This window comes from Streptococcus sp. LQJ-218, from assembly GCF_003428885.1.
Taxonomy (GTDB): domain Bacteria; phylum Bacillota; class Bacilli; order Lactobacillales; family Streptococcaceae; genus Streptococcus.
In genome coordinates, this window is the sequence record NZ_QQRU01000004.1 from 64,948 (window position 1) to 91,524 (window position 26,577).

The 26,577-nt window shown below is 39.2% G+C and carries 27 protein-coding genes and 2 pseudogenes; 21 read left to right on the forward strand and 8 right to left on the reverse strand.

The window, feature by feature from the left end; translation table 11 throughout:
• Nucleotides 1-222: 222 nt before the first annotated feature.
• The 9 genes from D2908_RS04480 to D2908_RS04520 all read left to right on the forward strand — a co-directional run bounded on the left by D2908_RS04480 (nucleotide 223) and on the right by D2908_RS04520 (nucleotide 8,153).
• On the forward strand, nucleotides 223-1,509 hold the full coding sequence (locus D2908_RS04480; RefSeq protein WP_117305197.1) for a U32 family peptidase: 1,287 nt from the start codon (nucleotides 223-225) through the stop codon (nucleotides 1,507-1,509).
• A 313-nt stretch (nucleotides 1,510-1,822) separates the two neighbouring features.
• Nucleotides 1,823-2,023 carry a F0F1 ATP synthase subunit C gene (locus tag D2908_RS04485; RefSeq protein ID WP_049497680.1) on the forward strand — a complete coding sequence of 67 codons (201 nt, stop codon included), beginning with the start codon at nucleotides 1,823-1,825 and terminating at the stop codon, nucleotides 2,021-2,023.
• Nucleotides 2,024-2,057: 34 nt separating this feature from the next.
• Nucleotides 2,058-2,774, forward strand: a complete 717-nt coding sequence (atpB, locus tag D2908_RS04490; RefSeq protein ID WP_117305199.1) for a F0F1 ATP synthase subunit A — start codon at nucleotides 2,058-2,060, stop codon at nucleotides 2,772-2,774.
• A 13-nt stretch (nucleotides 2,775-2,787) separates the two neighbouring features.
• Entirely contained in the window at nucleotides 2,788-3,282 is a 495-nt protein-coding gene (gene atpF / locus D2908_RS04495; RefSeq protein WP_117305201.1) for a F0F1 ATP synthase subunit B, read from the forward strand.
• Nucleotides 3,282-3,818, forward strand: a complete 537-nt coding sequence (locus D2908_RS04500; RefSeq protein WP_117305203.1) for a F0F1 ATP synthase subunit delta — start codon at nucleotides 3,282-3,284, stop codon at nucleotides 3,816-3,818. Before atpF ends, D2908_RS04500 begins: the two co-directional genes overlap by 1 nt.
• 14 nt (nucleotides 3,819-3,832) lie before the next feature.
• The gene (gene atpA, locus D2908_RS04505) at nucleotides 3,833-5,338 is read left to right on the forward strand and encodes a F0F1 ATP synthase subunit alpha (RefSeq protein ID WP_117305205.1); all 1,506 of its coding nucleotides are present in this window, start codon (nucleotides 3,833-3,835) and stop codon (nucleotides 5,336-5,338) included.
• Nucleotides 5,339-5,353: 15 nt separating this feature from the next.
• Nucleotides 5,354-6,232, forward strand: a complete 879-nt coding sequence (locus tag D2908_RS04510) for a F0F1 ATP synthase subunit gamma (RefSeq protein ID WP_117305207.1) — start codon at nucleotides 5,354-5,356, stop codon at nucleotides 6,230-6,232.
• A gap of 84 nt (nucleotides 6,233-6,316) precedes the next feature.
• On the forward strand, nucleotides 6,317-7,723 hold the full coding sequence (atpD, locus tag D2908_RS04515) for a F0F1 ATP synthase subunit beta (RefSeq protein ID WP_117305209.1): 1,407 nt from the start codon (nucleotides 6,317-6,319) through the stop codon (nucleotides 7,721-7,723).
• A 10-nt stretch (nucleotides 7,724-7,733) separates the two neighbouring features.
• Complete coding sequence (locus tag D2908_RS04520; RefSeq protein ID WP_117305211.1) at nucleotides 7,734-8,153, forward strand: F0F1 ATP synthase subunit epsilon; 420 nt, start codon at nucleotides 7,734-7,736, stop codon at nucleotides 8,151-8,153.
• Between the two features lie 43 nt (nucleotides 8,154-8,196).
• Here D2908_RS04520 and D2908_RS04525 read toward each other — a convergent pair whose 3' ends face one another.
• Nucleotides 8,197-9,210 (reverse strand): lactonase family protein, encoded by a 1,014-nt coding sequence (locus D2908_RS04525; RefSeq protein WP_117305213.1) that lies wholly within the window; start codon nucleotides 9,208-9,210, stop codon nucleotides 8,197-8,199.
• Between the two features lie 170 nt (nucleotides 9,211-9,380).
• Between D2908_RS04525 and D2908_RS04530 the strand changes: the two genes are divergently transcribed.
• From D2908_RS04530 to D2908_RS04550, 5 genes and pseudogenes are all read left to right on the forward strand, one after another.
• A complete protein-coding gene (locus D2908_RS04530) occupies nucleotides 9,381-11,165 on the forward strand; it encodes a peptide ABC transporter substrate-binding protein (RefSeq protein WP_117305215.1) in 1,785 nt (594 codons plus the stop codon).
• A 117-nt stretch (nucleotides 11,166-11,282) separates the two neighbouring features.
• Nucleotides 11,283-12,449 carry an AI-2E family transporter gene (locus D2908_RS04535; RefSeq protein WP_117305217.1) on the forward strand — a complete coding sequence of 389 codons (1,167 nt, stop codon included), beginning with the start codon at nucleotides 11,283-11,285 and terminating at the stop codon, nucleotides 12,447-12,449.
• On the forward strand, nucleotides 12,439-13,668 hold the full coding sequence (locus D2908_RS04540) for a tetratricopeptide repeat protein (protein ID WP_165847442.1): 1,230 nt from the start codon (nucleotides 12,439-12,441) through the stop codon (nucleotides 13,666-13,668). The genes D2908_RS04535 and D2908_RS04540 overlap by 11 nt, the downstream gene beginning before the upstream one ends.
• A gap of 140 nt (nucleotides 13,669-13,808) precedes the next feature.
• Nucleotides 13,809-14,165 (forward strand): annotated as a pseudogene (locus D2908_RS04545) (ABC transporter permease subunit); the annotation flags it as partial.
• Nucleotides 14,165-14,548, forward strand: a pseudogene (locus D2908_RS04550) (transporter substrate-binding domain-containing protein); the annotation flags it as partial. The pseudogenes D2908_RS04545 and D2908_RS04550, both read left to right, overlap by 1 nt.
• Before the next feature lie 61 nt (nucleotides 14,549-14,609).
• On the opposite strand, the gene lysS reads toward D2908_RS04550, so the two are convergent.
• The 5 genes from lysS to D2908_RS04575 all read right to left on the reverse strand — a co-directional run bounded on the left by lysS (nucleotide 14,610) and on the right by D2908_RS04575 (nucleotide 19,074).
• Nucleotides 14,610-16,100, reverse strand: a complete 1,491-nt coding sequence (gene lysS, locus D2908_RS04555) for a lysine--tRNA ligase (protein ID WP_049494865.1) — start codon at nucleotides 16,098-16,100, stop codon at nucleotides 14,610-14,612.
• A gap of 137 nt (nucleotides 16,101-16,237) precedes the next feature.
• The gene (locus tag D2908_RS04560) at nucleotides 16,238-16,855 is read right to left on the reverse strand and encodes a histidine phosphatase family protein (RefSeq protein ID WP_117305219.1); all 618 of its coding nucleotides are present in this window, start codon (nucleotides 16,853-16,855) and stop codon (nucleotides 16,238-16,240) included.
• Nucleotides 16,855-17,337, reverse strand: coding sequence for an aminoacyl-tRNA deacylase (locus D2908_RS04565; RefSeq protein WP_117305221.1), 483 nt, complete (start codon nucleotides 17,335-17,337; stop codon nucleotides 16,855-16,857). The genes D2908_RS04560 and D2908_RS04565 overlap by 1 nt, the downstream gene beginning before the upstream one ends.
• On the reverse strand, nucleotides 17,337-18,179 hold the full coding sequence (locus D2908_RS04570) for a DUF368 domain-containing protein (RefSeq protein ID WP_117305223.1): 843 nt from the start codon (nucleotides 18,177-18,179) through the stop codon (nucleotides 17,337-17,339). Before D2908_RS04570 ends, D2908_RS04565 begins: the two co-directional genes overlap by 1 nt.
• Nucleotides 18,180-18,273: 94 nt before the next feature.
• Nucleotides 18,274-19,074 carry a glycoside hydrolase family 25 protein gene (locus D2908_RS04575; protein WP_117305224.1) on the reverse strand — a complete coding sequence of 267 codons (801 nt, stop codon included), beginning with the start codon at nucleotides 19,072-19,074 and terminating at the stop codon, nucleotides 18,274-18,276.
• Nucleotides 19,075-19,228: 154 nt separating this feature from the next.
• Here D2908_RS04575 and glmU point away from each other — a divergent pair, with 154 nt between their 5' ends.
• From glmU to D2908_RS04610, 7 genes are all read left to right on the forward strand, one after another.
• Complete coding sequence (glmU, locus tag D2908_RS04580; protein ID WP_117305226.1) at nucleotides 19,229-20,608, forward strand: bifunctional UDP-N-acetylglucosamine diphosphorylase/glucosamine-1-phosphate N-acetyltransferase GlmU; 1,380 nt, start codon at nucleotides 19,229-19,231, stop codon at nucleotides 20,606-20,608.
• A 9-nt stretch (nucleotides 20,609-20,617) separates the two neighbouring features.
• Nucleotides 20,618-21,163, forward strand: a complete 546-nt coding sequence (locus tag D2908_RS04585; protein WP_117305228.1) for an NUDIX hydrolase — start codon at nucleotides 20,618-20,620, stop codon at nucleotides 21,161-21,163.
• A gap of 11 nt (nucleotides 21,164-21,174) precedes the next feature.
• Nucleotides 21,175-21,486 (forward strand): cell wall synthase accessory phosphoprotein MacP, encoded by a 312-nt coding sequence (gene macP, locus D2908_RS04590; RefSeq protein WP_117305229.1) that lies wholly within the window; start codon nucleotides 21,175-21,177, stop codon nucleotides 21,484-21,486.
• 16 nt (nucleotides 21,487-21,502) lie between these two features.
• Complete coding sequence (locus tag D2908_RS04595; protein ID WP_117305231.1) at nucleotides 21,503-22,195, forward strand: 5'-methylthioadenosine/adenosylhomocysteine nucleosidase; 693 nt, start codon at nucleotides 21,503-21,505, stop codon at nucleotides 22,193-22,195.
• A 76-nt stretch (nucleotides 22,196-22,271) separates the two neighbouring features.
• Nucleotides 22,272-22,763 carry a chromosome segregation protein RocS gene (rocS, locus tag D2908_RS04600; RefSeq protein ID WP_000021242.1) on the forward strand — a complete coding sequence of 164 codons (492 nt, stop codon included), beginning with the start codon at nucleotides 22,272-22,274 and terminating at the stop codon, nucleotides 22,761-22,763.
• A gap of 98 nt (nucleotides 22,764-22,861) precedes the next feature.
• The gene (locus D2908_RS04605; protein WP_117305233.1) at nucleotides 22,862-23,452 is read left to right on the forward strand and encodes a 3'-5' exonuclease; all 591 of its coding nucleotides are present in this window, start codon (nucleotides 22,862-22,864) and stop codon (nucleotides 23,450-23,452) included.
• 8 nt (nucleotides 23,453-23,460) lie between these two features.
• Nucleotides 23,461-25,224 carry a glycerophosphodiester phosphodiesterase gene (locus D2908_RS04610; protein WP_117305234.1) on the forward strand — a complete coding sequence of 588 codons (1,764 nt, stop codon included), beginning with the start codon at nucleotides 23,461-23,463 and terminating at the stop codon, nucleotides 25,222-25,224.
• Nucleotides 25,225-25,296: 72 nt separating this feature from the next.
• Here the strand turns inward: D2908_RS04610 and D2908_RS04615 are convergent, their stop codons facing one another.
• Both D2908_RS04615 and D2908_RS10270 read right to left on the reverse strand, forming a co-directional pair.
• Nucleotides 25,297-25,596: a YbaB/EbfC family nucleoid-associated protein gene (locus tag D2908_RS04615; RefSeq protein WP_117305236.1), complete on the reverse strand. Its 300-nt coding sequence runs from the start codon at nucleotides 25,594-25,596 to the stop codon at nucleotides 25,297-25,299.
• Between the two features lie 327 nt (nucleotides 25,597-25,923).
• Nucleotides 25,924-26,316, reverse strand: a complete 393-nt coding sequence (locus D2908_RS10270; protein ID WP_346426294.1) for a DUF6287 domain-containing protein — start codon at nucleotides 26,314-26,316, stop codon at nucleotides 25,924-25,926.
• Nucleotides 26,317-26,577 lie beyond the last annotated feature (261 nt).

The window sequence follows — 26,577 nt, forward strand, 5'->3', positions numbered from 1 at the left end:
GTAGTTTAACGAGCCAGTATCTTTGGATACTGGTTTTTACTTTATCTGGATTTTTGACTACTTGTTAAGACTAGGTTAATTTTCTACAGTTTAACAGTTATTATGCATAACTTAAAAGATTAGAATTGTCAAAACAATCTGTCTAGGCTTGATTTTATCACTTATTTACTATAAAATGAGAAGGAAAAACGTCAAACTTTTATATTGCAAATAGGAGAAAACATGACAAAAACAGTAAAACGTCCTGAGGTCTTATCACCTGCAGGGACTTTAGAGAAGCTAAAAGTAGCTGTTCAGTATGGAGCAGATGCTGTCTTTATCGGTGGTCAGGCCTATGGTCTTCGCAGCCGTGCAGGTAACTTTACCTTTGAACAGATGGAAGAAGGCGTCCAGTTTGCGGCCAAGTACGGAGCGAAGGTTTATGTAGCTGCCAATATGGTTATGCACGAAGGAAATGAGGCTGGTGCAGGTGAGTGGTTCCGTAAACTGCGTGATATCGGGATTGCCGCGGTTATCGTGTCTGACCCAGCCTTGATTATGATTGCAGCTACTGAAGCACCAGGTCTTGAAATTCACCTCTCTACTCAAGCCAGCGCCACTAACTATGAAACCCTTGAGTTCTGGAAAGAATTGGGCTTGACGCGTGTCGTTTTGGCGCGTGAGGTTTCGATGGAAGAATTGGCAGAAATTCGCAAACGTACAGATGTTGAGATTGAAGCCTTTGTACATGGTGCCATGTGTATTTCCTACTCAGGTCGCTGTACGCTTTCAAATCACATGAGTATGCGTGATGCTAACCGTGGTGGTTGCTCTCAGTCTTGTCGTTGGAAGTACGATCTTTACGATATGCCATTTGGTCAAGAACGCAAGAGCTTGAAGGGTGAAATTCCTGAAGAATTTTCAATGTCAGCCGTTGATATGTCTATGATTGACCATATTCCAGATATGATTGAAAATGGTGTGGACAGTCTAAAAATCGAAGGACGCATGAAGTCTATTCACTATGTTTCAACAGTAACTAACTGCTATAAGGCAGCTGTTGATGCTTATCTAGAAAGTCCAGAGAAGTTTGAAGCTATTAAGCAAGACTTGATTGATGAGATGTGGAAGGTTGCCCAACGTGAATTAGCAACAGGTTTCTACTATGGTACACCATCTGAAAATGAGCAGTTGTTTGGTGCTCGTCGTAAAATTCCTGAGTACAAGTTTGTAGCTGAAGTTGTTTCTTATGATGATGCGACACAAATAGCAACCATTCGCCAACGGAACGTTATTAACGAAGGGGACCAAGTTGAATTTTATGGTCCAGGTTTCCGCCATTTTGAAACTTATGTCGAAGATTTGCACGATGCTAAAGGTAATAAAATCGACCGTGCTCCAAATCCAATGGAACTTTTAACCATCAAGGTTCCACAACCAGTACAAGCAGGTGATATGGTCCGTGCATTGAAAGAAGGTTTGATTAATCTTTACAAAGAAGATGGAACAAGCGTCACAGTTCGTGCTTAATGAGAGTAGCAAGGTTGGTAAAGAGATCTCTCTACTTGCCTTGTCTTTAATTCTACTGACTAAATAGAATAAAGTTTAAAGAAAAATATAGACATTTTTATCCGAGATTTTATCTCGGATTTTTCAGAAAAGTCTAGATAAAAATTAGATTTATTACAAGCTTTTTCCAAAATTTTCTATATAGTAGGATCAAAAAATAGAAAAATTGTAAACAATTTCTATTAAACGCTTTCAATGTTGGTAAAAATTTGACAAATCGAAATTTTAGGACTATACTAAGTAAGTAAATTTTAATTCAAAAGGAGAATTTATCATGAATTTAACATATTTTGGTCTATGTCTTGCCTGTATGGGTGTGTCCCTTGCGGAAGGATTTTTGATGAACGGTTTGCTTAAATCTGCAGCTCGCCAACCAGATATTATTTCTGAATTGCGTAGCTTGATGATTATGGGGATTGCCTTTATTGAAGGAACGTTCTTGATTACCCTCGTCTTCTCATTTATCATCAAATAGACAAACGGAACGAGAAGAAAAGGGAGGATTTTAGATGGAAGAAAGTATTAATCCAACCATCTCTATTGGTCCTGTTACCTTTGATTTGACCATGTTAGCCATGACCTTGTTGATTGTGGGGGTTGTTTTTGGCTTTATTTATTGGGCGAGTCGCAATATGACCTTGAAACCCAAAGGAAAGCAAAATGTACTTGAGTATTTCTATGACTTCGTTATTGGATTTACAGAACCTAACATTGGTAAGCACTACATAAAAGACTACTCGCTCTTTTTCTTTGCTCTTTTTCTATTTATGGTACTGGCAAATAACCTCGGTTTGATGGCTAAGATACAGTCTACAGATGGAACCAATCCTTGGACATCTCCAACTGCAAATATACAGTATGACTTAGCCTTATCCTTCGGTGTTATTTTATTGACACACATCGAGGGTATTCGTCGTCGTGGGATAAAAAAATATCTAAAAGCCTATGTCACACCTGGCTTCATGACTCCCATGAACATCTTAGAAGAGTTTACCAACTTTTTATCACTTGCCTTGCGGGTGTTTGGAAATATTTTTGCAGGAGAGGTGATGGCTAGTTTGCTAATCACTCTGTCTCATCAAGCTTTATATTGGTATCCAGTTGCTTTTGGTGCTAACTTGGCTTGGACAGCCTTTTCTGTATTTATTTCCTGCATCCAAGCCTATGTGTTTACTATGTTGTCTTCTATGTACCTAGGAAATAAGATAAATGATGAAGAAGAGTAGAAAGGAGTAACTGATGCACGTTACAGTAGGTGAATTGATTGGTAACTTTATTTTAATTACTGGCTCTTTTATTCTTTTGCTAGTCTTGATTAAAAAATTTGCATGGTCAAATATAACAAGTATTTTCGAGGAAAGAGCAGAAAAAATTGCTACTGATATTGACAGTGCTGAACAGGCACGCCAAAAAGCAGAAGCGTTGGCTCAGAAACGTGAAGATGAATTGTCAGGTAGTCGTAAAGAAGCCAAGACAATCATTGAAAATGCAAAGGAAACAGCTGCACAAAGTAAGGCAAATATCTTAGCAGATGCTAAACTAGAAGCAGGACGCTTAAAAGAAAAAGCAAACCAAGAAATTGCGCAAAACAAAGTTGAAGCTTTACAAAGCGTTAAGGATGAGGTAGCAGATTTGACAGTTAGTTTGGCTGGTAAAATCATCTCTCAAAACCTTGATGGCTATGCCCATAAAGAACTCATTGATCAGTATATTGATCAGTTAGGGGAAGCTTAATGGATAAGAAGACAGTAAAGGTAATTGAAAAATACAGCATGCCTTTTGTCCAATTGGTACTTGAAAAGGGAGAAGAAGACCGTGTTTTTTCAGACTTGACTCAAATCAAGCAAGTTGCTGAAGAAACAGGTTTACCTTCTTTTTTAAAAAAAGTGGCAGTAGACGAGTATGATAAGGAAAAAACAATCTCTTTCTTTCAAGACTCTGTGTCGCTTTTATTGCAAAACTTCATTCAGGTTCTTATCTACAACCACAGAGCAAATCTTTTTTATGATATTCTTGTGGATTGTTTGAACCGACTTGAAAAAGAAACGAATCGATTTGAAGTGACGATTACTTCTGCTCATCCTTTAACAGATGAACAAAAGAGTCGCTTACTCCCCTTGATTGAGAAAAAAATGTCTCTTAAAGTAAGGAATGTACAAGAACGAATCGATGAAAGTCTCATTGGTGGTTTTGCCATTTTTGCCAATCACAAGACAATTGATGCGAGTATTAAACAACAACTTAAAGTTGTTAAAGAAAATTTGAAATAGAAAGTGGTGTTCTTTTGGCAATTAACGCACAAGAAATCAGCGCTTTAATTAAGCAACAAATTGAAAATTTCAAACCCAATTTTGATGTGACTGAAACAGGTGTTGTAACCTATATCGGGGATGGTATCGCGCGTGCCCATGGCCTTGAAAATGCCATGAGTGGAGAGCTATTGATTTTTGAAAATGGCTCTTATGGTATGGCTCAAAACTTGGAGTCAACAGACGTTGGTATTATCATCCTAGGTGACTTTACAGATATCCGTGAAGGCGATACAATCCGCCGTACAGGTAAAATCATGGAAGTCCCAGTAGGTGAAAGTCTCATTGGTCGTGTTGTGGACCCGCTTGGTCGTCCAGTTGACGGTCTTGGAGAAATCCACACTGATAAAACTCGTCCAGTAGAAGCGCCAGCTCCTGGTGTTATGCAACGTAAATCTGTATCAGAACCATTGCAAACTGGTTTGAAAGCTATTGACGCCCTTGTACCGATTGGTCGTGGTCAACGTGAGTTGATTATTGGTGACCGTCAGACAGGGAAAACAACCATTGCGATTGATACAATCTTGAACCAAAAAGATCAAGATATGATTTGTATCTATGTTGCGATTGGACAAAAAGAATCAACAGTTCGTACGCAAGTAGAAACATTACGGCAGTACGGCGCCTTGGACTACACAATCGTTGTGACAGCCTCTGCTTCACAACCATCTCCATTACTTTTCCTAGCTCCTTATGCTGGGGTTGCCATGGCGGAAGAATTTATGTACCAAGGGAAGCATGTTTTGATCGTTTATGATGATCTTTCAAAACAAGCGGTAGCTTATCGTGAACTGTCACTCTTGCTTCGTCGTCCTCCAGGTCGTGAAGCTTTCCCAGGGGATGTTTTCTACCTTCACAGCCGTTTGCTTGAGCGCTCAGCTAAGGTTTCTGACGAACTTGGTGGTGGATCTATTACAGCCCTACCGTTTATCGAGACACAAGCAGGTGATATCTCTGCCTATATCGCAACCAACGTGATTTCAATCACTGATGGACAAATCTTCCTTGGTGATGGTCTCTTCAATGCGGGTATTCGTCCAGCCATTGACGCGGGTTCATCTGTATCTCGTGTAGGTGGTTCTGCACAAATTAAAGCCATGAAAAAGGTTGCTGGTACACTTCGTATCGACCTTGCTTCATACCGTGAGTTGGAAGCCTTCACTAAGTTTGGTTCTGACTTGGATGCGGCAACACAGGCTAAGTTGAACCGTGGCCGTCGTACAGTTGAAGTTTTGAAACAACCTGTTCATAAACCACTACCTGTTGAGAAACAAGTAACCATTCTCTATGCTTTGACACATGGTTTCTTGGATACTGTTCCAGTAGATGATATTGTTCGTTTCGAGGAAGAGTTCCATGCCTTCTTTGACGCTCGACATCCAGAGATTTTAGAAACCATTCGTGATACAAAAGACTTGCCAGAAGAAGCAGTCTTGGATGCTGCGATTACAGAGTTTCTCAATCAGAGCAGCTTCCAATAAGAATAGAGGTGTCAAATGGCAGTATCTCTAAATGATATTAAAACAAAAATCGCCTCTACAAAAAATACGAGTCAAATCACTAATGCCATGCAAATGGTATCAGCTGCTAAGGTAGGTCGCTCTGAAGAAGCTGCTCGCAACTTCCAAGTTTATGCTCAAAAAGTTCGTAAACTCTTGACGGATATCCTTCATGGCAATGGAGCTGGTAGTTCAACTAATCCGATGTTGATTAGTCGTCCAGTTAAGAAGACAGGCTATATCGTCATTACTTCAGACCGAGGTTTGGTTGGAGGTTATAATTTCTCTATTCTGAAAGCCGTTATGGAGTTGAAAGAAGAATACCATCCAGATGGTAAAGATTTTGAAATGATCTGTATTGGTGGAATGGGAGCTGATTTCTTTAAAGCTCGCGGTATTCAACCACTCTATGAATTACGTGGCTTAGCAGACCAACCAAGCTTTGATGAAGTTCGTAAGATTATTTCAAAAACTGTTGAAATGTATCAAAATGAACTTTTTGATGAACTCTATGTCTGCTACAACCACCATGTCAATACGCTAACCAGTCAAATGCGTGTGGAACAAATGCTTCCGATTGTTGACTTGGATCCCAATGAAGCAGATGAAGACTACAGCTTGACTTTTGAATTGGAGACAAGCCGAGAAGAAATTTTGGAACAGTTATTGCCCCAGTTTGCAGAAAGTATGATTTACGGTGCTATTATTGATGCCAAGACAGCTGAAAATGCTGCTGGTATGACAGCCATGCAAACAGCAACAGATAATGCTAAGAAATTCATTAATGATTTGACAATTCAGTATAACCGTGCCAGACAGGCGGCGATTACACAAGAAATTACAGAAATCGTAGCAGGAGCTAGTGCCTTAGAATAAGCTCTAGTCCAGCTCGTATGAAAATGAACTTAGGACCTAGTTGACTAGGAACCGACAGTATCTTATATAGAATAGGAGAAGGAGATGAGTTCAGGTAAAATTGCTCAGGTTATCGGTCCCGTTGTAGACGTCTTGTTTGCAGCAGGGGAAACACTTCCTGAGATTAACAATGCACTTGTCGTCTACAAAAATGACGAAAGAAAAACAAAAATCGTCCTTGAAGTAGCCTTGGAGTTGGGAGATGGTATGATCCGTACTATCGCCATGGAATCAACAGATGGTTTGACTCGTGGCATGGAAGTATTGGACACAGGTCGTCCAATCTCTGTACCAGTAGGTAAAGAAACTTTGGGACGTGTCTTCAATGTTTTGGGAGATACTATTGACTTGGAAGCTCCTTTTGCAGAAGACGCTGAGCGTCAGCCGATTCATAAAAAAGCTCCAACTTTTGATGAGTTGTCTACCTCTTCTGAAATCCTTGAAACAGGGATTAAGGTTATCGACCTTCTTGCCCCTTACCTTAAAGGTGGTAAGGTTGGACTTTTCGGTGGTGCCGGAGTTGGTAAAACTGTCTTGATCCAAGAATTGATTCACAATATTGCCCAAGAACACGGTGGTATCTCAGTATTTACTGGTGTTGGGGAACGTACTCGTGAGGGAAATGACCTTTACTGGGAAATGAAAGAATCAGGCGTTATTGAGAAAACAGCCATGGTATTTGGTCAGATGAATGAGCCACCAGGAGCACGTATGCGTGTTGCCCTTACTGGTTTGACAATTGCTGAATACTTCCGTGATGTAGAAGGTCAAGACGTTCTTCTCTTCATTGACAACATCTTCCGTTTCACTCAGGCTGGTTCAGAAGTATCTGCCCTTTTGGGTCGTATGCCATCAGCCGTTGGTTATCAACCAACCCTTGCTACAGAAATGGGTCAATTGCAAGAGCGTATCACATCAACTAAGAAGGGTTCTGTAACCTCTATCCAAGCTATCTATGTGCCAGCGGATGACTATACTGACCCTGCGCCAGCAACAGCCTTCGCTCACTTGGATTCTACTACAAACTTGGAACGTAAGTTGGTACAATTGGGTATCTATCCAGCCGTTGATCCACTTGCTTCAAGTTCACGTGCCTTGGCACCTGAAATCGTTGGAGAAGAGCACTATGCAGTTGCTGCTGAAGTAAAACGTGTCCTTCAACGTTACCATGAATTGCAAGATATCATTGCTATCCTTGGTATGGATGAGCTTTCTGATGAAGAAAAGACCTTGGTTGCTCGTGCCCGTCGTATCCAGTTCTTCTTGTCACAAAACTTCAACGTTGCGGAACAATTTACTGGCCAGCCTGGTTCTTATGTTCCAGTTACTGAAACTGTCCGTGGCTTTAAGGAAATCCTTGATGGTAAACATGACAACTTGCCAGAAGATGCCTTCCGTAGTGTAGGTTCTATCGAAGATGTGATTGCAAAAGCTGAAAAAATGGGATTTTAAGAGGTGATCTATGGCTCAGTTAACTGTCCAGATCGTGACACCAGATGGTCTCGTCTATGATCACCATGCCAGCTATGTATCAGTTCGAACTCTGGATGGTGAGATGGGGATCTTGCCACGACATGAAAATATGATTGCGGTTTTAGCAGTTGATGAAGTAAAGGTAAAACGTATTGATAATGAGGAAAACGTGAACTGGATTGCAGTGAACGGAGGCGTTATTGAAATTGCCAATGATATCATCACAATCGTTGCTGATTCTGCGGAACGTGCTCGTGATATCGATATCAGTCGCGCAGAACGTGCCAAACTTCGAGCAGAGCGTGAGATTGAAGAAGCACAAGACAAACACTTGATTGACCAAGAACGTCGTGCTAAGATTGCTTTGCAACGTGCCATTAACCGTATTAATGTCGGAAATAGACTATAAGAAAAAATGAACTTGAGTTACCAAGTTCATTTTTTATGTATTCTTAAGGAGCAAAACTGATGCAGACAGCTTCAGGAACATGAAAGTCGTTAGAAAGTTCGGCTAGACGACCAGTTTCAGGATTGCGTTTAAAGACGGTTGCATTGTCAGAGTCTTGGTGAACAGCGATGAGGAATTCTTGGTCTGGTGTCAAATCAAAATCACGTGGAGTCTGACCATGCGTTGGAACGATTTCTAATAACTCTAAGCTACCATCTGAAAGAATTGTATATACAGCGATAGAATCATGACCACGGTTAGAGGCGTAGAGGTATTTACCATCTTTAGAGAGACGAATAGCAGCAGTACCATTAAAGCCTTCATAACCGTCTGGTAGAGTTGAAATGACTTGCATGCGTTCAAATTCGCCAACACCATCGTAGATTAAAACTTCTATAGTGCTATTAAGTTCACAAATCAGATAAGCAATTTTATAGTGGTTATGGAAAACGATGTGACGTGAGCCTGCTCCTGGCTGGCTGTGATAGGTATAGAGTTTAGATAATTTCCCTTCTTGATCAAGGTCATAAGTGACAACTTGGTCAGTTCCTAAGTCACAAGTCACTAGATAGTGGTCAGGTGTTAAGTCTGTATAGTGAACATGGGGGGAAGCTTGATTTTCATGTGGACCTTGGCCACTATGTTGATCAACATCACTAAGTAGAAGACTACCATCTTTTTGACGTTTATAAACAAGGACCTGTCCTTTATGGTAGTTGGCTGCATAGACTAAATCACGCTTTTCATCAACAGCAACATAACAGTGGGGAGCTCCTTCTTCAACGACATGATTTAATAAAGTCCCGTTAGTTTGATAGGCTGCAATTCCTCCCTTGTCGTCTTGACTACCAACAGTGTATAGATGTTGCTTCTGGTCAAAAGCAAGATAGGTTGGGCTGGGCTCAGGAGCAAAAAGTTCTAGATTTGCAAGCTGACCAGTTTCTGTATCAAAGTCTGCCTTGTAAATCCCCTGAGAAGTACGACGTGTATAAGTTCCAAAATAAACAGTTTCTTTCATAACTTTACCTCTATAATAAAGATAAGACTATTATATCACAAAAATTGTAGTTGGAGGAATTCTATAACACAAAGATAAATATAATAAAATATTAAATTAAACTTAATTTTGTGTTGATTTCTTTTTGAAAAGTGCTATAATAATCCTATACAAATTGCAAAGGAGTTTTTATGAAAAAACGTATTTTCTTAGCAGCAGGAGTTGCTGTACTCTCAACAGCTGTTCTAGCAGCTTGTTCATCTGCTAATGCTAATAAAGAAGCAACTAAACCAGTTACTTATGCCTATGTATTTGCATCAGATCCTGCGACTCTGGATTATACAGTTTCTGGGCAAAAGTCTACAAAACAGATTACTGGTAATGTCATTGATGGACTACTGGAAAATGATCAATACGGGAATCTAGTACCATCAGTTGCAGAAGATTGGACTGTTTCTAAAGATGGTTTGACTTATACCTATAAAATTCGTAAGGATATCAAGTGGTATACTAATGAAGGCGAAGAATATGGAGAAGTTAAAGCTCAGGATTTTGTAACTGGTCTGAAACACGCAGCTGACAAGAAATCAGAAGCACTTTATCTTGTACAGGATTCTATCAAAGGATTGGATGACTATGTAAATGGGAAAACAACGGATTTCTCAACCGTAGGCGTGAAAGCAACAGATGATTATACTGTTGTTTATACTTTGAACCATCCAGAATCTTTCTGGAATTCAAAAACAACAATGGGAGTCCTTGCACCAGTCAATGAAGACTTTTTAGCTTCTAAAGGAGATGACTTTGGTAAGGCGACTGATGTAACGAGCATTCTATACAATGGGGCTTATCTTCTAAAAGGACTTACATCTAAATCTTCTATTGAAATGACTAAAAATCAAAACTATTGGGATAAACAAAATGTCTTTATTGATGATATTAAGTTGTCTTACTTTGATGGTCAGGACGCAGATTCTCTTGGCCGTGGTTTTGATGAAGGAAATTATCCTGCAGCTCCTCTCTTTAAAAACTCTGCTAACTATGAACGGTTAAAAGAAAAATACAAAGATAACATTATTTATAGTCAACAACTAGGAACTACTTTCTATATTTCGACGAATATTGACCGTGCTGCTTACAACCACACCGCTAAAACAAGTGATGCAGAAAAATCATCTACCAAGAAGGCTTTACTGAACAAAGATTTCCGTCAAGCTTTGGCTTTTGCTACAGATCGTAAAGCAGCTATTTCTCAAGTATTTGGGGACGAAGTAGCACCGCGTAAGTTACGTACAAGTTTCACTCCTCCAACATTTGTACAAGTAGGAGATCAAACATTTGGTCAAGTTACTAAGACAGAATTGGATAAATTGGATAATGTATGGAAAGCAGATAATGTTGTAGTTGATATTCAACAAGTTTCTGACGATGAATTGGCAAGTATGACAACTCTAGCTACCTCTAATACTAATACTGACTGGGATATTAATGCAAATAGTGGCTGGGGACCTGATTATGCAGATCCATCAACTTATCTAGATATATTTGATCCAACATCAGGACCAAATCTTCTTGGTTCATTAGGTGTAGCACCAGGTACAGACAGCTCAGCAATCAAAGCTGTTGGGTTAGATAAGTTTAAAGAGTTAATTACTGATGCTAGTGGTGAGAAAACAGATCTTCAAAAACGTTATTCTAAGTATGCTAAGGCTCAAGCTTGGTTGTCAGATAGTGCCTTGGTGATTCCTGTACACTCAGACGGTGCTCAAATGCTAGTGACGAAAAAAGTTCCTGGCAGTGGTGCCGGTGGCTGGGTAGGTGATAAGACTAGTGAACATAGCTATAAATACCTTAAACTCCAAGATAAGATTGTCACTACTAAAGAAATGGATGAGTTCCGCAAGAAATTTGCTGATGAAAAAGCCAAATCCAATGCTGATTATCAGAAGAACTTAGACCGTCATATTCAAGACTAAACAAATCTCCTCTTTTGAGGAGATTTTTTATGTCGCTGTCTCCATGTAAGCACTTTAAAAAAGAGTTATTTTGATTCAAAAATGGTATAATGAGAGAATAATAGAAAGGAAGTATTTATGGAGCAAAAAGAGAAACATTTTAACCTATCTTGGTTTTTCAAGTGGTTTTTGGATAACAAGGCAATTACGGTATTGTTGGTAACCTTATTATTGGGACTGAATCTTTTTATTTTAAGTAAGATTAGTTTCTTATTTTCACCTGTTTTAGACTTTTTGTCAGTTGTGATGTTGCCAGTCATTTTATCTGGTTTACTATACTATTTATTAAATCCTATAGTTGATTGGATGGAGAAACATAAAATCAAACGTGTTATAGCGATTAGTATTGTCTTTGTCATCATCGCTCTCTTTATCATTTGGGGCTTGGCAGTAGCTATTCCAAATCTACAACGTCAGGTTTTAAGTTTTGCAAGGAATGTTCCAGTCTACCTTGAAGATGCTGATAGAGTTATTGATGATTTGGTCACCAAGCGTTTACCAGATGATTTCAGACCTCAGTTAGAACAAGTTTTGAAAAACTTCTCCAGTCAGGCTACAGTTTGGGCAAGTAAGGTTTCTTCTCAGGCAGTTAACTGGGTGAGCTCCTTTATTAGTGGGACTTCTCAAGTGATTGTTGCCTTGATTATCGTTCCTTTCATGCTTTTTTATCTCTTGCGTGATGGGAAAGACCTGCGTCACTATTTGACCCAATTTATGCCAACGAAATTGAAAGAACCTGTTGGACAAGTTTTAACAGATGTGAATCAGCAATTGTCCAACTATGTTCGAGGGCAAGTAACAGTGGCTATTATTGTAGCGGTAATGTTTATGATTTTCTTCAAAATCATTGGTCTACGCTATGCGGTTACGCTGGGGGTTACTGCTGGTATTTTAAATCTGGTTCCTTATTTAGGTAGCTTCTTAGCCATGATTCCTGCCCTAGTATTGGGCTTGATTGCCGGGCCAGTCATGCTTTTGAAAGTAGTGATTGTCTTTATCGTAGAACAAACTATTGAAGGCCGCTTTGTCTCTCCATTGATTTTGGGAAGTCAATTGAATATCCATCCTATTAATATTCTCTTTGTCTTGTTAACTTCAGGATCCATGTTTGGTATCTGGGGAGTCTTGCTCGGTATTCCAGTTTATGCCTCTGCAAAGGTTGTCATTTCAGCCATTTTTGAATGGTATAAGGTAGTTAGTGGTCTATATGAACTAGAAGGAGAGGAAGTCAAGAGTGAACAATAGTCAACAGATGTTACAAGCCTTGGAAGAGCAAGATTTAGCCAAGGCAGAACATTGTTTCGTCAAAGCTTTAGAAAATGATCCAAGTGACCTTCTGTATGAGTTAGCTACTTATCTTGAAGGAATTGGTTTTTATCCTCAGGCCAAGGAAATTTACCTGAAAATTGTGGAGGATTTTCCAGAAGTTCATCTTAATCTAGCAGCTATCGCAAGCGAAGATGGTCAAATCGAAGAAGCCTTTGCTTATCTTGAGGAAATCCAAGCTGACAGTGACTGGTATGTTTCGGCTTTGGCTCTGAAAGCAGATCTTTACCAGATGGAAGGTTTGACAGATGTAGCGCGTGAGAAATTATTGGAGGCCTTGACTTACTCAGAGGATCCCCTCTTGATATTGGGCTTAGCAGAGTTGGATAGTGAGTTGGAAAATTATCAAGAGGCTATTCAAGGCTATGCCCAGTTAGATAATCGTGCTATTTATGAGCAAACAGGCATTTCTACCTATCAACGGATTGGCTTTGCCTATGCACAGTTGGGGAAATTTGAAACGGCTACAGAGTTTTTAGAAAAAGCTCTGGAGTTAGAATACGATGATCTAACAGCTTTTGAGTTGGCCAGTCTTTACTTTGATCAAGAAGAATACCAAAAAGCTGTTCTCTACTTTAAGCAACTTGATACCATTTCACCTGACTTTGAAGGCTATGAGTATGGTTATAGTCAGGCCTTGCATAAGGAACATCAAGTTCAAGAAGCCCTGCGTATTGCTAAGCAAGGCTTGGAGAAAAATCCTTTTGAAACAAGACTCTTGTTAGCAGCTTCACAATTCTCTTATGAATTGCATGATGCTAGTGGAGCAGAGAACTATCTCCTTACTGCAAAAGAAGATGCTGAGGATACGGAAGAAATCTTACTCCGTCTAGCCACTATTTATCTAGAGCAGAAGCGTTATGAGGATATTCTAGACTTACAAAGTGAGGAGCCAGAAAATCTTTTGACCAAGTGGATGATTGCTCGATCCTATCAAGAAATGGACGATTTGGATGCTGCCTACGAGTATTACCAAGAGTTGGTAGGAGATTTGAAGGACAATCCAGAGTTTCTGGAACACTATATCTATCTCTTGCGTGAATTGGGATACGTTGAAGAAGCCAAAGTTAATGCTCAATCTTACTTAAAACTGGTTCCAGATGATGTGCAAATGCAAGAACTGATTGAGAGATTGTAAGAATATATTTTTAAAACTGTATCTTATTATTTTTGATAGATATAGTTTTTTCTTTTTGAAAGAGAATTTTTTTGCAAATATTCTTGGTTGATTTGTTTATTTATGCTATAATAGGAATAATTATTTTTAGGAGGTGCAGTATGTCTTATTTGTTTGAGATATTACCGAGTTTATTGAGCGGTGCAAGCATGACATTGCAGGTTTTTGCACTGGTCTTGATTTTTTCTATTCCCTTGGGCGTTTTGATTGCCTTTGCCTTGCAAGTCCATTGGAAGCCCCTCCATTATCTGATTAATATTTATATCTGGATCATGCAGGGTACACCTTTGCTTTTGCAATTGATTTTTATTTATTATGTGCTCCCAAGTATTGGAATTCGTTTGGATCGCCTTCCTGCAGCCATCATTGCCTTTGTTCTGAATTATGCAGCTTACTTTGCTGAAATCTTCCGTGGTGGGATTGATACTATCCCTAAAGGTCAGTATGAGGCTGCTAAGCCGGTTCCTCTGGTTATTTAGACTTTGAAGTCCAGCCAGATTTACTGAAAAATCGTATCAAAAACCAGAAGGCTAATCAGTACCAGAGTTTCAATGAAGCCTTGATTGATTTGAAGAATGATCGAATTGATGCCTTGTTGATTGACCGAGTGTATGCTAATTACTATCTTCGGTCTGAGGGGATAGTAAATGACTATAATGTCTTTTCAGCTGGATTTGAAAGTGAATCTTTTGCAGTCGGAGTTAGACCAGCAGACAAGAGATTACTACAAGCTTTAAACCAAGCCTTTATCGCACTATACCAAGACGGAAAGTTCCAAGAAATCAGCCAAAAATGGTTCGGAGAAGATGTAGCAACCAAAGAAGTGAAAAGTAGAGATTGAGTTTTTACTCAGTCTCTTTTTGCATCAAAAAATCCTCTGGAAAGTACCAGAGGATAAGAGCTTATTTCATTGTTGGGAAGAGCAATACATCACGAATAGTAGTTGTATCAGTGAGAAGCATGCAGAGACGGTCGATACCGATTCCCAAACCACCTGTTGGTGGCATACCATATTCAAGGGCTTCGATGTAGTCGTAGTCGATGCCTGTTGCCTCGTCGTCACCAAGTTCTTTGGCTTTCGCTTGGGCTTCAAAACGGCTTAGCTGGTCGATTGGGTCGTTGAGCTCAGTAAAGGCATTCCCGTACTCCTTAGTCATGATGAAGAGCTCGAAACGGTCTGTAAAGCGCTCGTCTTCAGGATTTTTCTTAGCCAGTGGAGATACAGCTACTGGATGACCATAGACAAAGGTAGGTTGAATCAAAGTTTCTTCAACAAACTCTTCAAAGAAGGCATTGATGATGTGTCCAACTTCAGTGTAGTGTTTCTCAACTGGAACTTTCTTCTCAGCAGCAATAGCTTTGGCTTCTTCAAAAGTCATGTCTTGCCAGAAATCGACACCAGTAATTTCTTTGATAGCATCAACCATGTGAACACGTTTAAATGGTTCGTTGATTTTGATTTCAGTACCTTGATAGTTAACTGGACCATCGCCTTTGACAGCTTTAGCAGCGTGTTGGATAATACCTTCAGTCAAGTCCATGATGTCTTGGAAGTCAGCATAAGCTTGGTACACTTCGATAGAAGTAAATTCAGGGTTATGAGTAGCATCCATTCCTTCGTTACGGAAGATACGACCGATTTCATAGACGCGTTCCATACCCCCAACGATAAGACGTTTCAAGTGAAGCTCAGTCGCGATACGAAGCACCATGTCAATGTTTTGAGCGTTGTGGTGAGTGATAAACGGACGAGCAGCAGCACCACCAGCTTCGTTGTGAAGAACAGGTGTTTCCACTTCAAGGAAGCCCTTTTGGTCAAGGTATCGACGGATTTCAGAAATGATTTTTGAACGAGTGACAAAGCGTTCGAAGCTTTCACGGTTAGAAATCAAATCAAGGTAACGTTTACGGTAAATAGTTTCAACGTCTGTTAAACCGTGGAATTTTTCTGGAAGCGGACGAAGGGCTTTGGACAAGTGAGTGATATGTGTAGCCTTGATAGAGAGTTCTCCCATATCGGTACGCATAACTTCGCCTTCGACACCAAGGAAGTCTCCTAAGTCAGCTTTTTTAAAGATTTCGTAGTTTTCTTCACCGACAGCATCTTTACGAACGTAGATTTGGATTTGACCTTCGCGGTCTTGAAGGTGGGCAAAACCAACTTTACCTTTACCACGTTTGGTTACCAAGCGGCCTGCGATAGTAGCTGTTTCATTTTTATCATGTAATTGTTCTTTATCGAGGTCAGCAAATTTATCTTTTAACTCTTGTGAATTTGCAGTACGTTCAAAACGTTTTCCGAAAGGATCGATTCCTTGTTCACGGAGCGCAGCCATTTTTTCACGGCGAACGATCTGCTGGTCATTTAGTTCTTCCATATGTTCTGTTGACATGGGATCCTCCTAGTTTTACTCAAAATTGAATACGATGAATCATTTTTTGCGATACTCCCATTTTATCATAAATAAGTAAGAAATTCACGAATAATCTTTCAAAATTAAAAAGAACTTGACGCTAAAATCAAGTTCTGTTATTGATAGGAAGTATCATTCCAAGTATCGAGAGTGAACGTTTCAAAGTTATGGGTTTCTAGAATGGTTAGGCTGGCATTTGCTAGGCCACCATTTTTACGAAGAAGTGGTTCTTTATAACCTAGAAGAGTACGAAGACTGGCAGTAAGATTAGCACCGTGACCGACAATTAGAATACGCTCAGCTGGACTATCTTTTAATGATTTGATAAATTGGATGGTCCGTTGCGTGGTGCTATAGAGGGATTCGGCTCCAAACATTTGAGTGTCAAATTGAGCAAGATTAGATCGAAAAGCTTTGATTTGTTGCGGGTAAATAGCTTCCAAGGTTGCAATCTTCAAACCTTCCAACTTCCCCAGCTGCCATTCACGGAGATTGGGAACACTTTCTAAAGGACAGGGCGCCTGGAGTTGACTTTGGATAATTTCAGCAGATTTGACCGCTCGAGGTAAATCACTTGAATAAATCTGATCAAAAGGAACATCCTTAAGATACTGGCCTAGCCGTTTTAGGGTTTCAATGGATTCGGGAAGAAGGGGAGAATCTCCACTAGCACCTTGAAAGCGTCCTTCTTGGTTCCAGACGGTACGACCGTGGCGGACAAAGTAGAGTTTCATTATTTGCTGTCCTCCAAGATATCTGCAAAGTCAGCCTTTACAAAGCTAGCCAAGTCTTGTGGTGCAACGATAATGCTGTGACCGACCTCGCCTGCAGAGACAATCATTTGATCCAAGTCTAGAGCGATTTTATCGATAAAAATGGGGTAATTGTGTTTCTGACGAATTCCGACAGGATTATTGGCTCCATGAATGTAACCAGTTGTTTTTTCCAAATCCTTTTGAGGAATCATGCTCACTTTTTTATTGCCAGAAATTTTGGCTAGTTTTTTTTCTGACAAGTGTTGAGTGATAGGGACTATTCCGATAATGGGCCCTGTTTTATCTCCCAAAAGCGCCAAGGTTTTGAAGATTTGATCTCGTTCATAATCTTGAGGAAGTTCTCCTTCCAGGGCATTGATTTGAATCCCCTTATGTTGGATACCTGCTTTAGACAGGATTTGTTCCACTAATGTTTTTTTGATTTTAACTTTTTTTGCCATTATTTATATTTATCCTCCAATTGACTCATCCAAATACCAAGCCAGATTCCCAGTGCAAAAAAGAAGGCGATGATAACATACCCAACAAGTGAGAGTCCTGTGTACTGGATACTTTCAGCATTTCCTGCATTTGGAATTAAGATCAAAAGGGTACTTGAAAGGACGATACCGATGATGAAATGATAGACGCGTGAGTGGTAGTTATTTAAGGCATAATCCATCAATTTTGAAAAAATGATGAGAGTTGCACCTGCCCCAATTCCAATCGGGAAGAAGGTTCCCAATAGGTCAAAGGTTTTAAAACCAGTCAACATAGGAGCATAGAGACCCAAAATTAAAAGTAGATTTGATGGACTGAGGCCAGGAACCAATACGCCAAGAGCTAGCAGTGCACCTGCTAGGACCAAATTAAGAAAGCTGGCACTTAAGGTTCCAACGACAAAATTTAAGGCATAGAGTCCTAATCCAGAAATGATAAAGGTTGCCCAGAACCAAGCTAAATCAATCTTGTCTCGGTCTGATTCTCGAGTTGATTCTTTGAGGAGGCTAGGAACTGTACCAATGATGGCACCTGCAAAGCTCCATAAGACAAAGACCTGATAATTTTCAAGCAGGTATTCAATCGGGTAGGAAAATAAGCCGATTCCCAGAAGCATACCGAAGGCAACTGGAATAAAGTACAAAACATTTTCTTTAAAGTCCTTAAAGGGATGGGCCAAAAAACCAATCATTCGTTCATAAATTCCTAAGATTGCTGCTAAAACCCCTCCGGAAATTCCCGGTAAGATAAATCCAAGAGCAATCACAATCCCTTTAATAAGGCGCGCTAACCATGAGAGCATGTATTTCCTCCAACTATTTCTATTTCAAAAAATCCTTACTATATTGTATCACAATCTAACACAAAAAGAAAAAGCAAATGAGAAACAAATGCTTTTAAGGTTTTAAAAAGAGTTTTTTAAAGGTTTCTTCTTTGTTTTTGAAAGAAGAGATAACATTGATATCCAAATCGTGGTCAAAGCCAGCAATTTTTCCTTTAGATGTGTACTGGTGAATATCGTAATCTAAATCAGTCTTAGGAGTTGCTTCGTAAAATCCTGAGTCAGAACCATAGGAAGGAATCCATACAGAGGTAAACTTGTCTGTATTAATACTGTGTTCTTCCATGAAGTAGACCCCAACGTAGATGCCAATATTTTTTGCACCAAGTGATTCTAGTTTTGCTCGAAAGGCTTCAACCCCTTCGTTCATATTGGACATGGTTTTGTCTTCCACGTCTAGCCAATAGTAACTAGGAGTGTATGGTGAAGAGGCGTTATAAAATACTTCGGCAGCCTTTTCCATTTCTTGGACACTTTTTCCAGCCACAAAGGCATAGACCCCAACTGGGACATTTCGTTTTTGAAATTCGGTAATGTGGGTTTTAAAGGCCTTATCTACCCCATTAACAAAGGAAGCATCGTTTTCTTTTGAAGACTGAGCGCCACTATGGACGCGAACGATAGCTCCAGAAATGTTTTGGGACAGAGTATCGTAATTAATTTCCTCAGGACGTTGCCAACCAGAAACATCAATCACCGGTTTATCTATATTATGTAGCGCTTGTGATTCTACTTGCGCGATATTTGACTTTGTTTTTACAGGATGGTCCTCAAAACGAGGGCGATTCAGGATTAAAATGAAAATCAAAATCCCAAAAAAACCAAATAAAATAAGCGGATTAATTTTCTTTCTCATACCTCATAATTTTACCTTAAAAATGAGAAAAAATCAAAAAAAATACTCAAAAAATGGATTAAGAAAGGACTTTAGAGCATTTTTTTATTCAAGAGCGCGGAATGATTTGAAATATGGTATAATAAAAGGGAATTTCTAGAGAAAAGAGAAGATTATGTCAAATTATGCCATTATTTTAGCAGCGGGTAAAGGGACTCGCATGAAATCTGATTTGCCAAAAGTTTTGCACAAAGTTGCGGGTATTTCTATGCTGGAACATGTTTTCCGTAGTGTGGGAGCTATCCAACCTGAAAAGACAGTAACAGTTGTCGGACACAAGGCGGAATTGGTTGAAGAGGTCTTGGCTAGACAGACAGAATTTGTGACTCAATCTGAACAGTTAGGTACAGGTCATGCGGTTATGATGACAAAGCCTATCTTAGAAGGTTTGTCAGGTCACACCTTGGTCATTGCAGGAGATACTCCTTTAATCACAGGTGAAAGCTTGAAAAACTTGATTGATTTCCATATCAATCATAAAAATGTGGCGACTATCTTGACTGCTGAAACAGATAATCCTTTTGGCTATGGACGAATTGTTCGTAATGACAATGCTGAAGTTCTTCGCATTGTTGAGCAAAAGGATGCTACAGATTTTGAAAAGCAAATCAAGGAAATCAACACTGGAACTTACGTCTTTGATAACGAGCGTTTGTTTGAGGCTTTAAAAAATATCAATACCAATAACGCTCAAGGTGAATACTATATTACAGATGTCATTGGTATTTTCCGTGAAGCTGGTGAAAAAGTTGGTGCTTATACATTAAAAGATTTTGATGAAAGTCTTGGGGTAAACGACCGTGTGGCTCTTGCGACAGCTGAGTCAGTTATGCGTCGTCGTATTAATCATCAGCATATGGTCAATGGGGTTAGCTTTGTCAATCCAGAAGCAACTTATATCGATATTGATGTTGAGATTGCTCCTGAAGTTCAAATCGAAGCCAATGTTACCTTGAAAGGGCAAACGAAAATTGGTGCTGAGACTGTTTTGACAAATGGTACTTATGTAGTGGACAGCACTATTGGAGCAGGAGCTGTCATTACCAACTCTATGATTGAGGAAAGTAGTGTTGCTGACGGAGTGACAGTCGGACCTTATGCCCACATTCGTCCAGGTTCAAGTCTGGGTACCCACGTTCATATTGGTAACTTTGTAGAGGTGAAAGGTTCTTCAATCGGTGAGAATACCAAGGCTGGTCATTTGACTTATATCGGAAACTGTGAAGTGGGTAGCCAGGTTAATTTCGGTGCAGGAACCATTACAGTCAACTATGACGGCAAAAACAAATACAAGACAGTCATCGGCAACAATGTCTTTGTTGGTTCAAATTCAACTATTATTGCTCCAGTTGAGTTAGGTGACAATTCGCTCGTTGGTGCTGGTTCAACGATTACCAAAGACGTTCCAGCGGATGCGATTGCGATTGGTCGTGGACGTCAGGTCAATAAAGACGAATATGCAACACGCCTTCCTCACCATCCTAAGAATCAGTAGGAGCCTATCATGGAATTTGAAGAAAAAACGCTTAGCCGAAAAGAAATCTATCAAGGGCCCATTTTTAAACTGGTCCAAGATCAGGTTGAATTACCAGAAGGTAAGGGAACAGCCCAACGGGATTTGATTTTCCACAATGGAGCTGTCTGTGTTTTAGCAGTAACGGATGAACAAAAACTCATCTTGGTCAAGCAGTACCGCAAAGCTATCGAGGCAGTCTCTTACGAAATTCCAGCTGGAAAATTGGAAGTAGGAGAAAATACAGATCCTGTCGCAGCAGCCCTTCGTGAATTAGAGGAAGAAACAGCCTATACAGGGACATTAGAACTCTTGTATGATTTTTATTCAGCCATTGGTTTTTGTAATGAGAAGTTAAAATTATACCTAGCCAGTGATTTGAAAAAGGTGAAAAATCCACGTCCGCAGGATGAAGATGAAACCTTGGAAGTCCTTGAAGTGAGCTTAGAAGAAGCCGAAGAATTAATCCAATCAGGTCATATCTGTGATGCCAAGACAATTATGGCTGTTCAGTATTGGGAATTGCAGAAAAGATAGAGGAGGTCAGTATGGGTAAACCTTTATTAACGGATGAAATGATTGCAAGAGCTAATAGAGGCGAAAAAATTTCAGGTCCCCCTTTGCTAGATGATGAGGAGACTAAGATTTTACCAACCTCTTCTTCTCGTTTTGGTTATGCCAATTCTAAGGATCATGGATTTAGCCAGGAAACCTTGAAGATTCAGGTCGAACCGTCTATTCATAAAAGCCGTCGCATTGAAAATACAAAGAGAAATGTCTTCAACTCTAAATTGAATAAAATTTTATTCGTAGTCATCTTTCTCCTGATTTTGCTTATCTTAGCAATGAAACTGTTGTAATAGAAAAGGAATTGAAATGAAAATAGGGATTATTGCGGCTATGCCAGAAGAACTAGCTTATCTGGTCCAGCATCTAGAAAATGCCCAAGAGCAAGTTGTTTTAGGCAATACCTATCATACAGGAACCATTGCCTCACATGAAGTCGTTCTTGTAGAAAGTGGAATTGGTAAGGTCATGTCTGCTATGAGTGTGGCGATTTTGGCTGATCATTTCCAGGTGGATGCTGTGATTAACACGGGATCAGCTGGGGCAGTAGCAGAAGGTATTGCTGTTGCTGATGTTGTGATTGCTGACAAATTAGCTTATCATGATGTGGATGTCACAGCTTTTGGCTATGCTTATGGACAAATGGCGCAACAACCGCTTTATTTCGAATCAGATAAAAACTTTGTTGCCAAAATCCAAGAGAGTTTATCTCAATTGGACCAGAACTGGCATCTTGGTTTGATTGCTACAGGAGATAGTTTTGTTGCCGGAAATGACAAGATAGAAGCGATTAAGTCCCATTTCCCAGATGTTTTGGCTGTTGAGATGGAAGGAGCAGCTATTGCTCAGGCAGCGCATGCCCTTAATCTTCCAGTCTTAGTCATCCGAGCTATGAGTGACAACGCTAACCATGAAGCAAACATCTCTTTTGATGAGTTTATTATCGAAGCTGGACGTCGCTCTGCCCAAGTCTTATTGGCCTTTTTGAAGGCCTTAAATTAAGCGAAAATTTGACAGTTTTTCTAGCTTATGATAAGATTTAAGTAAAGAAAAGCTAGAAAACGTTTCAGAGGATATTATGAGTATTGAAATGACCGTCAGTGAGATTGCAGAGGTCTTAGGATTATCTCGCCAAGCAATCAATAACCGTGTCAAAGAATTACCAGAAGAAGACACAGATAAAAATGACAAAGGGGTAACAGTTGTTACCAGAAGTGGCTTGATTAAGCTAGAAGAAATCTATAAAAAAACGATTTTTGAAGATGAACCTGTCAGTGAAGATGTCAAGCAACGTGAACTGATGGAGATTCTGGTTGATGAGAAGAATGCAGAAATTCTCCGTCTCTATGAACAATTAAAAGCTAAGGATCGTCAGTTATCAGAAAAAGACGAGCAGATGCGTATCAAAGACCGTCAGATTGCTGAAAAAGACAAACAACTTGATCAGCAGCAACAATTGACTCTTCAAGCCATGAAGGATCAAGAAAATCTTAAGCTAGAGCTGGACCAAGCAAAAGAAGAAGTCCAATCCACTAAGAAAGGCTTTTTTGCTCGTTTATTTGGAGGATAATCAAGGAGCTGTTTAGGTTAGTTGCTAACCTGATGGCTTCTTTTGTTTCTAAATAGTATAGTTGCTCAAGTAATATAACAGTATAGGAGAGGTATAGAATGGAACGATTAGAAGATTACATTGCTTTTGATTTAGAATTTAATCAGCACGAAGGACAAACACACTTGATTCAAGTATCGGCAGTGCGTTTTAGAGATGGTCAGGAAATCGATACCTATGACTCTTATGTTCATACTAGTGTACCCTTAAAAAGTTTTATCAATGGTTTGACAGGCATTACGGCTGAGACCTTAAAAGATGCTCCTCCAGTGGAGAAAGTTATAAAAGATTTCCAAGAGTTTGTGGGTTCTTTACCCATGGTTGGATACAATGCTGCTAAAAGTGATTTGCCTATTCTAGTAGAGCATGGCTTAGACTACAGCCAGCAGTACAAGGTAGATTTGTATGATGAAGCTTTTGAACGTCGGAGTTCGGATTTACATGGTATTGCCAATCTCAAATTGCAAACTGTTGCCTCATTTCTTGGATTTCAAGGTCAGTCTCATAATAGCTTAGAGGATGCTCGTATGACAGCGCGTGTCTACGAGTCCTTTCTAGAGTCAGACCAAGCTAGAGAATTGTTAGGGACAGAAAGTAATCTATCAAACAATCCTTTTGGAGGCTTGGATTTGTCTCAATTATTTGACTAGGAGTGCCTATGAAACCTGAAAAACCTAAAAATCTAAGTTTTAAGCAGATATACTTTAATCTAGATAAAATACTCTTTCTATTTTTCTTGACTTTCATGATGATTGAGTTTGTCTGGTTACCATCAAATTCTTGGATTGCTGGACTTCTGCTCCGTCAGACAGGCTATCTCTTTCTTTCCTACAATAATATTTTTGCCATTATAAAGGGTTCTCCCTTTGTTAGTCTTGCTTTATTTGTTCTGGTAATTGTTAATTTACTGGTCGCCTATTACCAGATAGGACTTCTCTTTATCGGTGCTCGGCATTTATTATGCCATGAAAAAAGGACCTTGCTGGAGTACAGTCGCAAGGTCTTTCACCAAAGTTTCTTGTTTATGAAGCAAGTGACGCTTGCCAAGTTAACCTTTATCTTCTTTTATGTCATGATGCTCTTTCCTTTGATTCGAAAGATTTTAAAGATTTATTATCTCAATAAAATTGTCATTCCGGACTTTATCGTTGATTATGTGGAAGACAAGTATTGGCTTGTAGGTATAGTGGTTACTATTCTGGCTTTGCTTTTGTTTTACATTTCAGTGCGTCTCATGTTTGCCCTACCTCAGCTTTTATTTGAGAAGAAAACAGTCAAAGAAGCAGTCAGATACAGTATAGAGAAGACAAGAAAGTACTCCTGGTTTTATATTTGGAACTTGCTTTGGATTGTCGTCAAAACCTACCTCTTTTTCATTCTTTTATTGATTCCAATATTAGCAAGTCAAGCGGTGATGGATGGTTTGACCCATAAGGAATCTCTTGTGCTGGGAATTATCAACTTTGTCTTGATTAAGAATTTCCACTATATGGCCTTGACTTACTTCCTCATTAAATTTGTTTCTTTCTTAACAGGAGAAGAACTAGAAATCACACCAAGGAGAAAGAAAGATCACTGGATGAGATGGGGAGTGATGGGCTGTGCTGCTATCTTTTTCGCTCTTGAGGGTTATGTTTATTTAGAAGCTCCAGTTGCCAATAAACCTTTAGTTATCTCTCACAGGGGAGTATCTAATAAAAATGGTGTCCAAAATACCATCCAATCACTAGAAAAAACTGCTCAGTTATCTCCAGATTTCGTTGAGACAGATGTTCAGGAAACAAAAGATGGCCAGTTTGTCATGATGCATGATGCCAATATCAAGAATCTGACAGGAGTTAATGCCAATCCTCAGGATCTAACTTTGGAAGAATTAACCAAACTCGATATTTCTGAAAATGGTTATCATAGCAAGGTGTCTAGTTTTGATGATTATCTCAATAAAGCCAATGAATTGCATCAAAAACTCCTAATTGAAATTAAAACCAGTCGAAAAGATAGTCCAGATATGATGAAACGCTTTATGGATAAATATGGAGCCATCATTAAGCAGAATGGTCACCAAATGCAATCTTTAGACTACCATGTGATTGATCAGGTTTTAGCTTACGATTCGCAAATTCCCGTCTATTTTATCCTACCTTATAATAGTATTTTTCCAAGAACCAAGGCTACAGGATACACTATGGAGTATTCAACATTAGATGAAAATTTTGTCAACAAGCTTTGGAATACCGATCAGAAATTGTATGTTTGGACTATTAATAGTTCAGAGTCCTTTGATAAATCTGTTCATTTGGGGGCAGATGGCATGATAACGGATGACTTGGAAATGATTCAAGACCAGCTTACCATTGCGCAAGAAGACCCCGAGTATACTGAGTTGCTTTTCAAACAGGCCATGGAATTCTTTAATTTTTAGTAAGCAAAAAGAGGAACAGTTGTTCCTCCCATGATAGGCAAGTATTCTCTTGAATGCTTGTTTTTCTTATGCTTAGAATGGCAATTTTCCAGCGAAAGCACCCAATTTTTTCTTGGTGGTTTCATCGATTTGTTCAAGAGCAGAATTGATGGCTTGAACAGTCATATCTGAGAGAGTTTCAAGGTCTTCAGGATCAACGACAGCTGGATTGAAGTCAATGCTGACAACTTTCTTATCTCCAGTTAAGATTGCTTGGACAAGGTCTTGAGCAGATTTGCCAACAAATTGCATAGCAGCAAGCTCAGCTTGGCTTTGTTCCATTTGTTTTTGAAGTTTTTGTGCTTGGCGCATCATATTTTGCATGTTCATCATAGTGATTTATAGTTTCCTTTTATCTTATTTTCTTTTTATTTTATCAATTTTCACGTTAAAAGTCTAATCTTTTTCAGAGTGAATTTATTTATAGTTGATTGAAATAAAAATAGTACACATTAGTTTGCAGGAAGATTAATCATTTACAATAAAAATATTGGAAATTTTATTGTCTTATTTTTATTCCAATCCACTATAGTATCAATAGGGATGCAAAGGGAATAAAAATATAGGATAGATATTCTAAGAGCATCAGAATATTTATCCTATATGTATTTATGAAAAGTTACTAGATAGTTTATGAGCTAGTTTAATGGTTTACTAACACTATTCTACTTTGTAGAAAAATCCCTCAGTACTGCCATTGATAAGTTGTTGTCCATACCATAAACGATCTTGTGTTGTATCAGATGTGTCAGTATAGCCATTATCTGGAGAAGAGGTGACAGACATGGTTATAGGGATTCCTGCTGGTAAAAAGGCAAGGGCAGAGCCACCAGCACCTCCATCTTTAGGAAGTAAACTTGCCTTAAGATAGTGGTCAATTTCTTTAGCATATTCAATTGAAATCTTGGATTTATCACTTACTAACCCATTTTTATCAAAGGTTAATTCAATACCTGTAGGATTTCTCCAAGTGCCTGCGACACTAGAAAAATCTCCATTGCTTTCTTTTCTGACGGAAGAGTTGTTTCTCCATTTATAAGACTTGCGACAGATTCTTCTCTTCTAGTGTCAAAACAGTGAAACTAGTACTAGATGCAGTTACTTCAGAACTTGTTGCAGAAGTCTTTTCACTCTGAGCTTGGCAAGCGGTTAAAATAGAGATAGATAATATACTAATACTGAATAGAAATAATTTTTCCATATGTTTAATCTTATAAATCTAAACCTTGGTAATCTTGGCGCCATTTACAACCTTATTTAATAAAAAACTTTGCACTCTAGAAACCATTGTGTGGCTAGCTAAAGTGCAAAGTT

Excerpts from the sequence above, each read along its gene's own strand:
- D2908_RS04480 (WP_117305197.1), top strand. The coding sequence starts at position 223 with ATGACAAAAACAGTAAAACGTCCTGAGGTCTTATCACCTGCAGGGACT.
- D2908_RS04485 (WP_049497680.1), top strand. The coding sequence starts at position 1,823 with ATGAATTTAACATATTTTGGTCTATGTCTTGCCTGTATGGGTGTGTCC.
- atpB (WP_117305199.1), top strand. The coding sequence starts at position 2,058 with ATGGAAGAAAGTATTAATCCAACCATCTCTATTGGTCCTGTTACCTTT.
- atpF (WP_117305201.1), top strand. The coding sequence starts at position 2,788 with ATGCACGTTACAGTAGGTGAATTGATTGGTAACTTTATTTTAATTACT.
- D2908_RS04500 (WP_117305203.1), top strand. The coding sequence starts at position 3,282 with ATGGATAAGAAGACAGTAAAGGTAATTGAAAAATACAGCATGCCTTTT.
- D2908_RS04510 (WP_117305207.1), top strand. The coding sequence starts at position 5,354 with ATGGCAGTATCTCTAAATGATATTAAAACAAAAATCGCCTCTACAAAA.
- atpD (WP_117305209.1), top strand. The coding sequence starts at position 6,317 with ATGAGTTCAGGTAAAATTGCTCAGGTTATCGGTCCCGTTGTAGACGTC.
- D2908_RS04520 (WP_117305211.1), top strand. The coding sequence starts at position 7,734 with ATGGCTCAGTTAACTGTCCAGATCGTGACACCAGATGGTCTCGTCTAT.
- D2908_RS04525 (WP_117305213.1), bottom strand. The coding sequence starts at position 9,210 with ATGAAAGAAACTGTTTATTTTGGAACTTATACACGTCGTACTTCTCAG.
- D2908_RS04530 (WP_117305215.1), top strand. The coding sequence starts at position 9,381 with ATGAAAAAACGTATTTTCTTAGCAGCAGGAGTTGCTGTACTCTCAACA.
- D2908_RS04535 (WP_117305217.1), top strand. The coding sequence starts at position 11,283 with ATGGAGCAAAAAGAGAAACATTTTAACCTATCTTGGTTTTTCAAGTGG.
- lysS (WP_049494865.1), bottom strand. The coding sequence starts at position 16,100 with ATGTCAACAGAACATATGGAAGAACTAAATGACCAGCAGATCGTTCGC.
- D2908_RS04560 (WP_117305219.1), bottom strand. The coding sequence starts at position 16,855 with ATGAAACTCTACTTTGTCCGCCACGGTCGTACCGTCTGGAACCAAGAA.
- D2908_RS04565 (WP_117305221.1), bottom strand. The coding sequence starts at position 17,337 with ATGGCAAAAAAAGTTAAAATCAAAAAAACATTAGTGGAACAAATCCTG.
- D2908_RS04570 (WP_117305223.1), bottom strand. The coding sequence starts at position 18,179 with ATGCTCTCATGGTTAGCGCGCCTTATTAAAGGGATTGTGATTGCTCTT.
- D2908_RS04575 (WP_117305224.1), bottom strand. The coding sequence starts at position 19,074 with ATGAGAAAGAAAATTAATCCGCTTATTTTATTTGGTTTTTTTGGGATT.
- glmU (WP_117305226.1), top strand. The coding sequence starts at position 19,229 with ATGTCAAATTATGCCATTATTTTAGCAGCGGGTAAAGGGACTCGCATG.
- D2908_RS04585 (WP_117305228.1), top strand. The coding sequence starts at position 20,618 with ATGGAATTTGAAGAAAAAACGCTTAGCCGAAAAGAAATCTATCAAGGG.
- macP (WP_117305229.1), top strand. The coding sequence starts at position 21,175 with ATGGGTAAACCTTTATTAACGGATGAAATGATTGCAAGAGCTAATAGA.
- D2908_RS04595 (WP_117305231.1), top strand. The coding sequence starts at position 21,503 with ATGAAAATAGGGATTATTGCGGCTATGCCAGAAGAACTAGCTTATCTG.
- rocS (WP_000021242.1), top strand. The coding sequence starts at position 22,272 with ATGAGTATTGAAATGACCGTCAGTGAGATTGCAGAGGTCTTAGGATTA.
- D2908_RS04605 (WP_117305233.1), top strand. The coding sequence starts at position 22,862 with ATGGAACGATTAGAAGATTACATTGCTTTTGATTTAGAATTTAATCAG.
- D2908_RS04610 (WP_117305234.1), top strand. The coding sequence starts at position 23,461 with ATGAAACCTGAAAAACCTAAAAATCTAAGTTTTAAGCAGATATACTTT.
- D2908_RS04615 (WP_117305236.1), bottom strand. The coding sequence starts at position 25,596 with ATGATGAACATGCAAAATATGATGCGCCAAGCACAAAAACTTCAAAAA.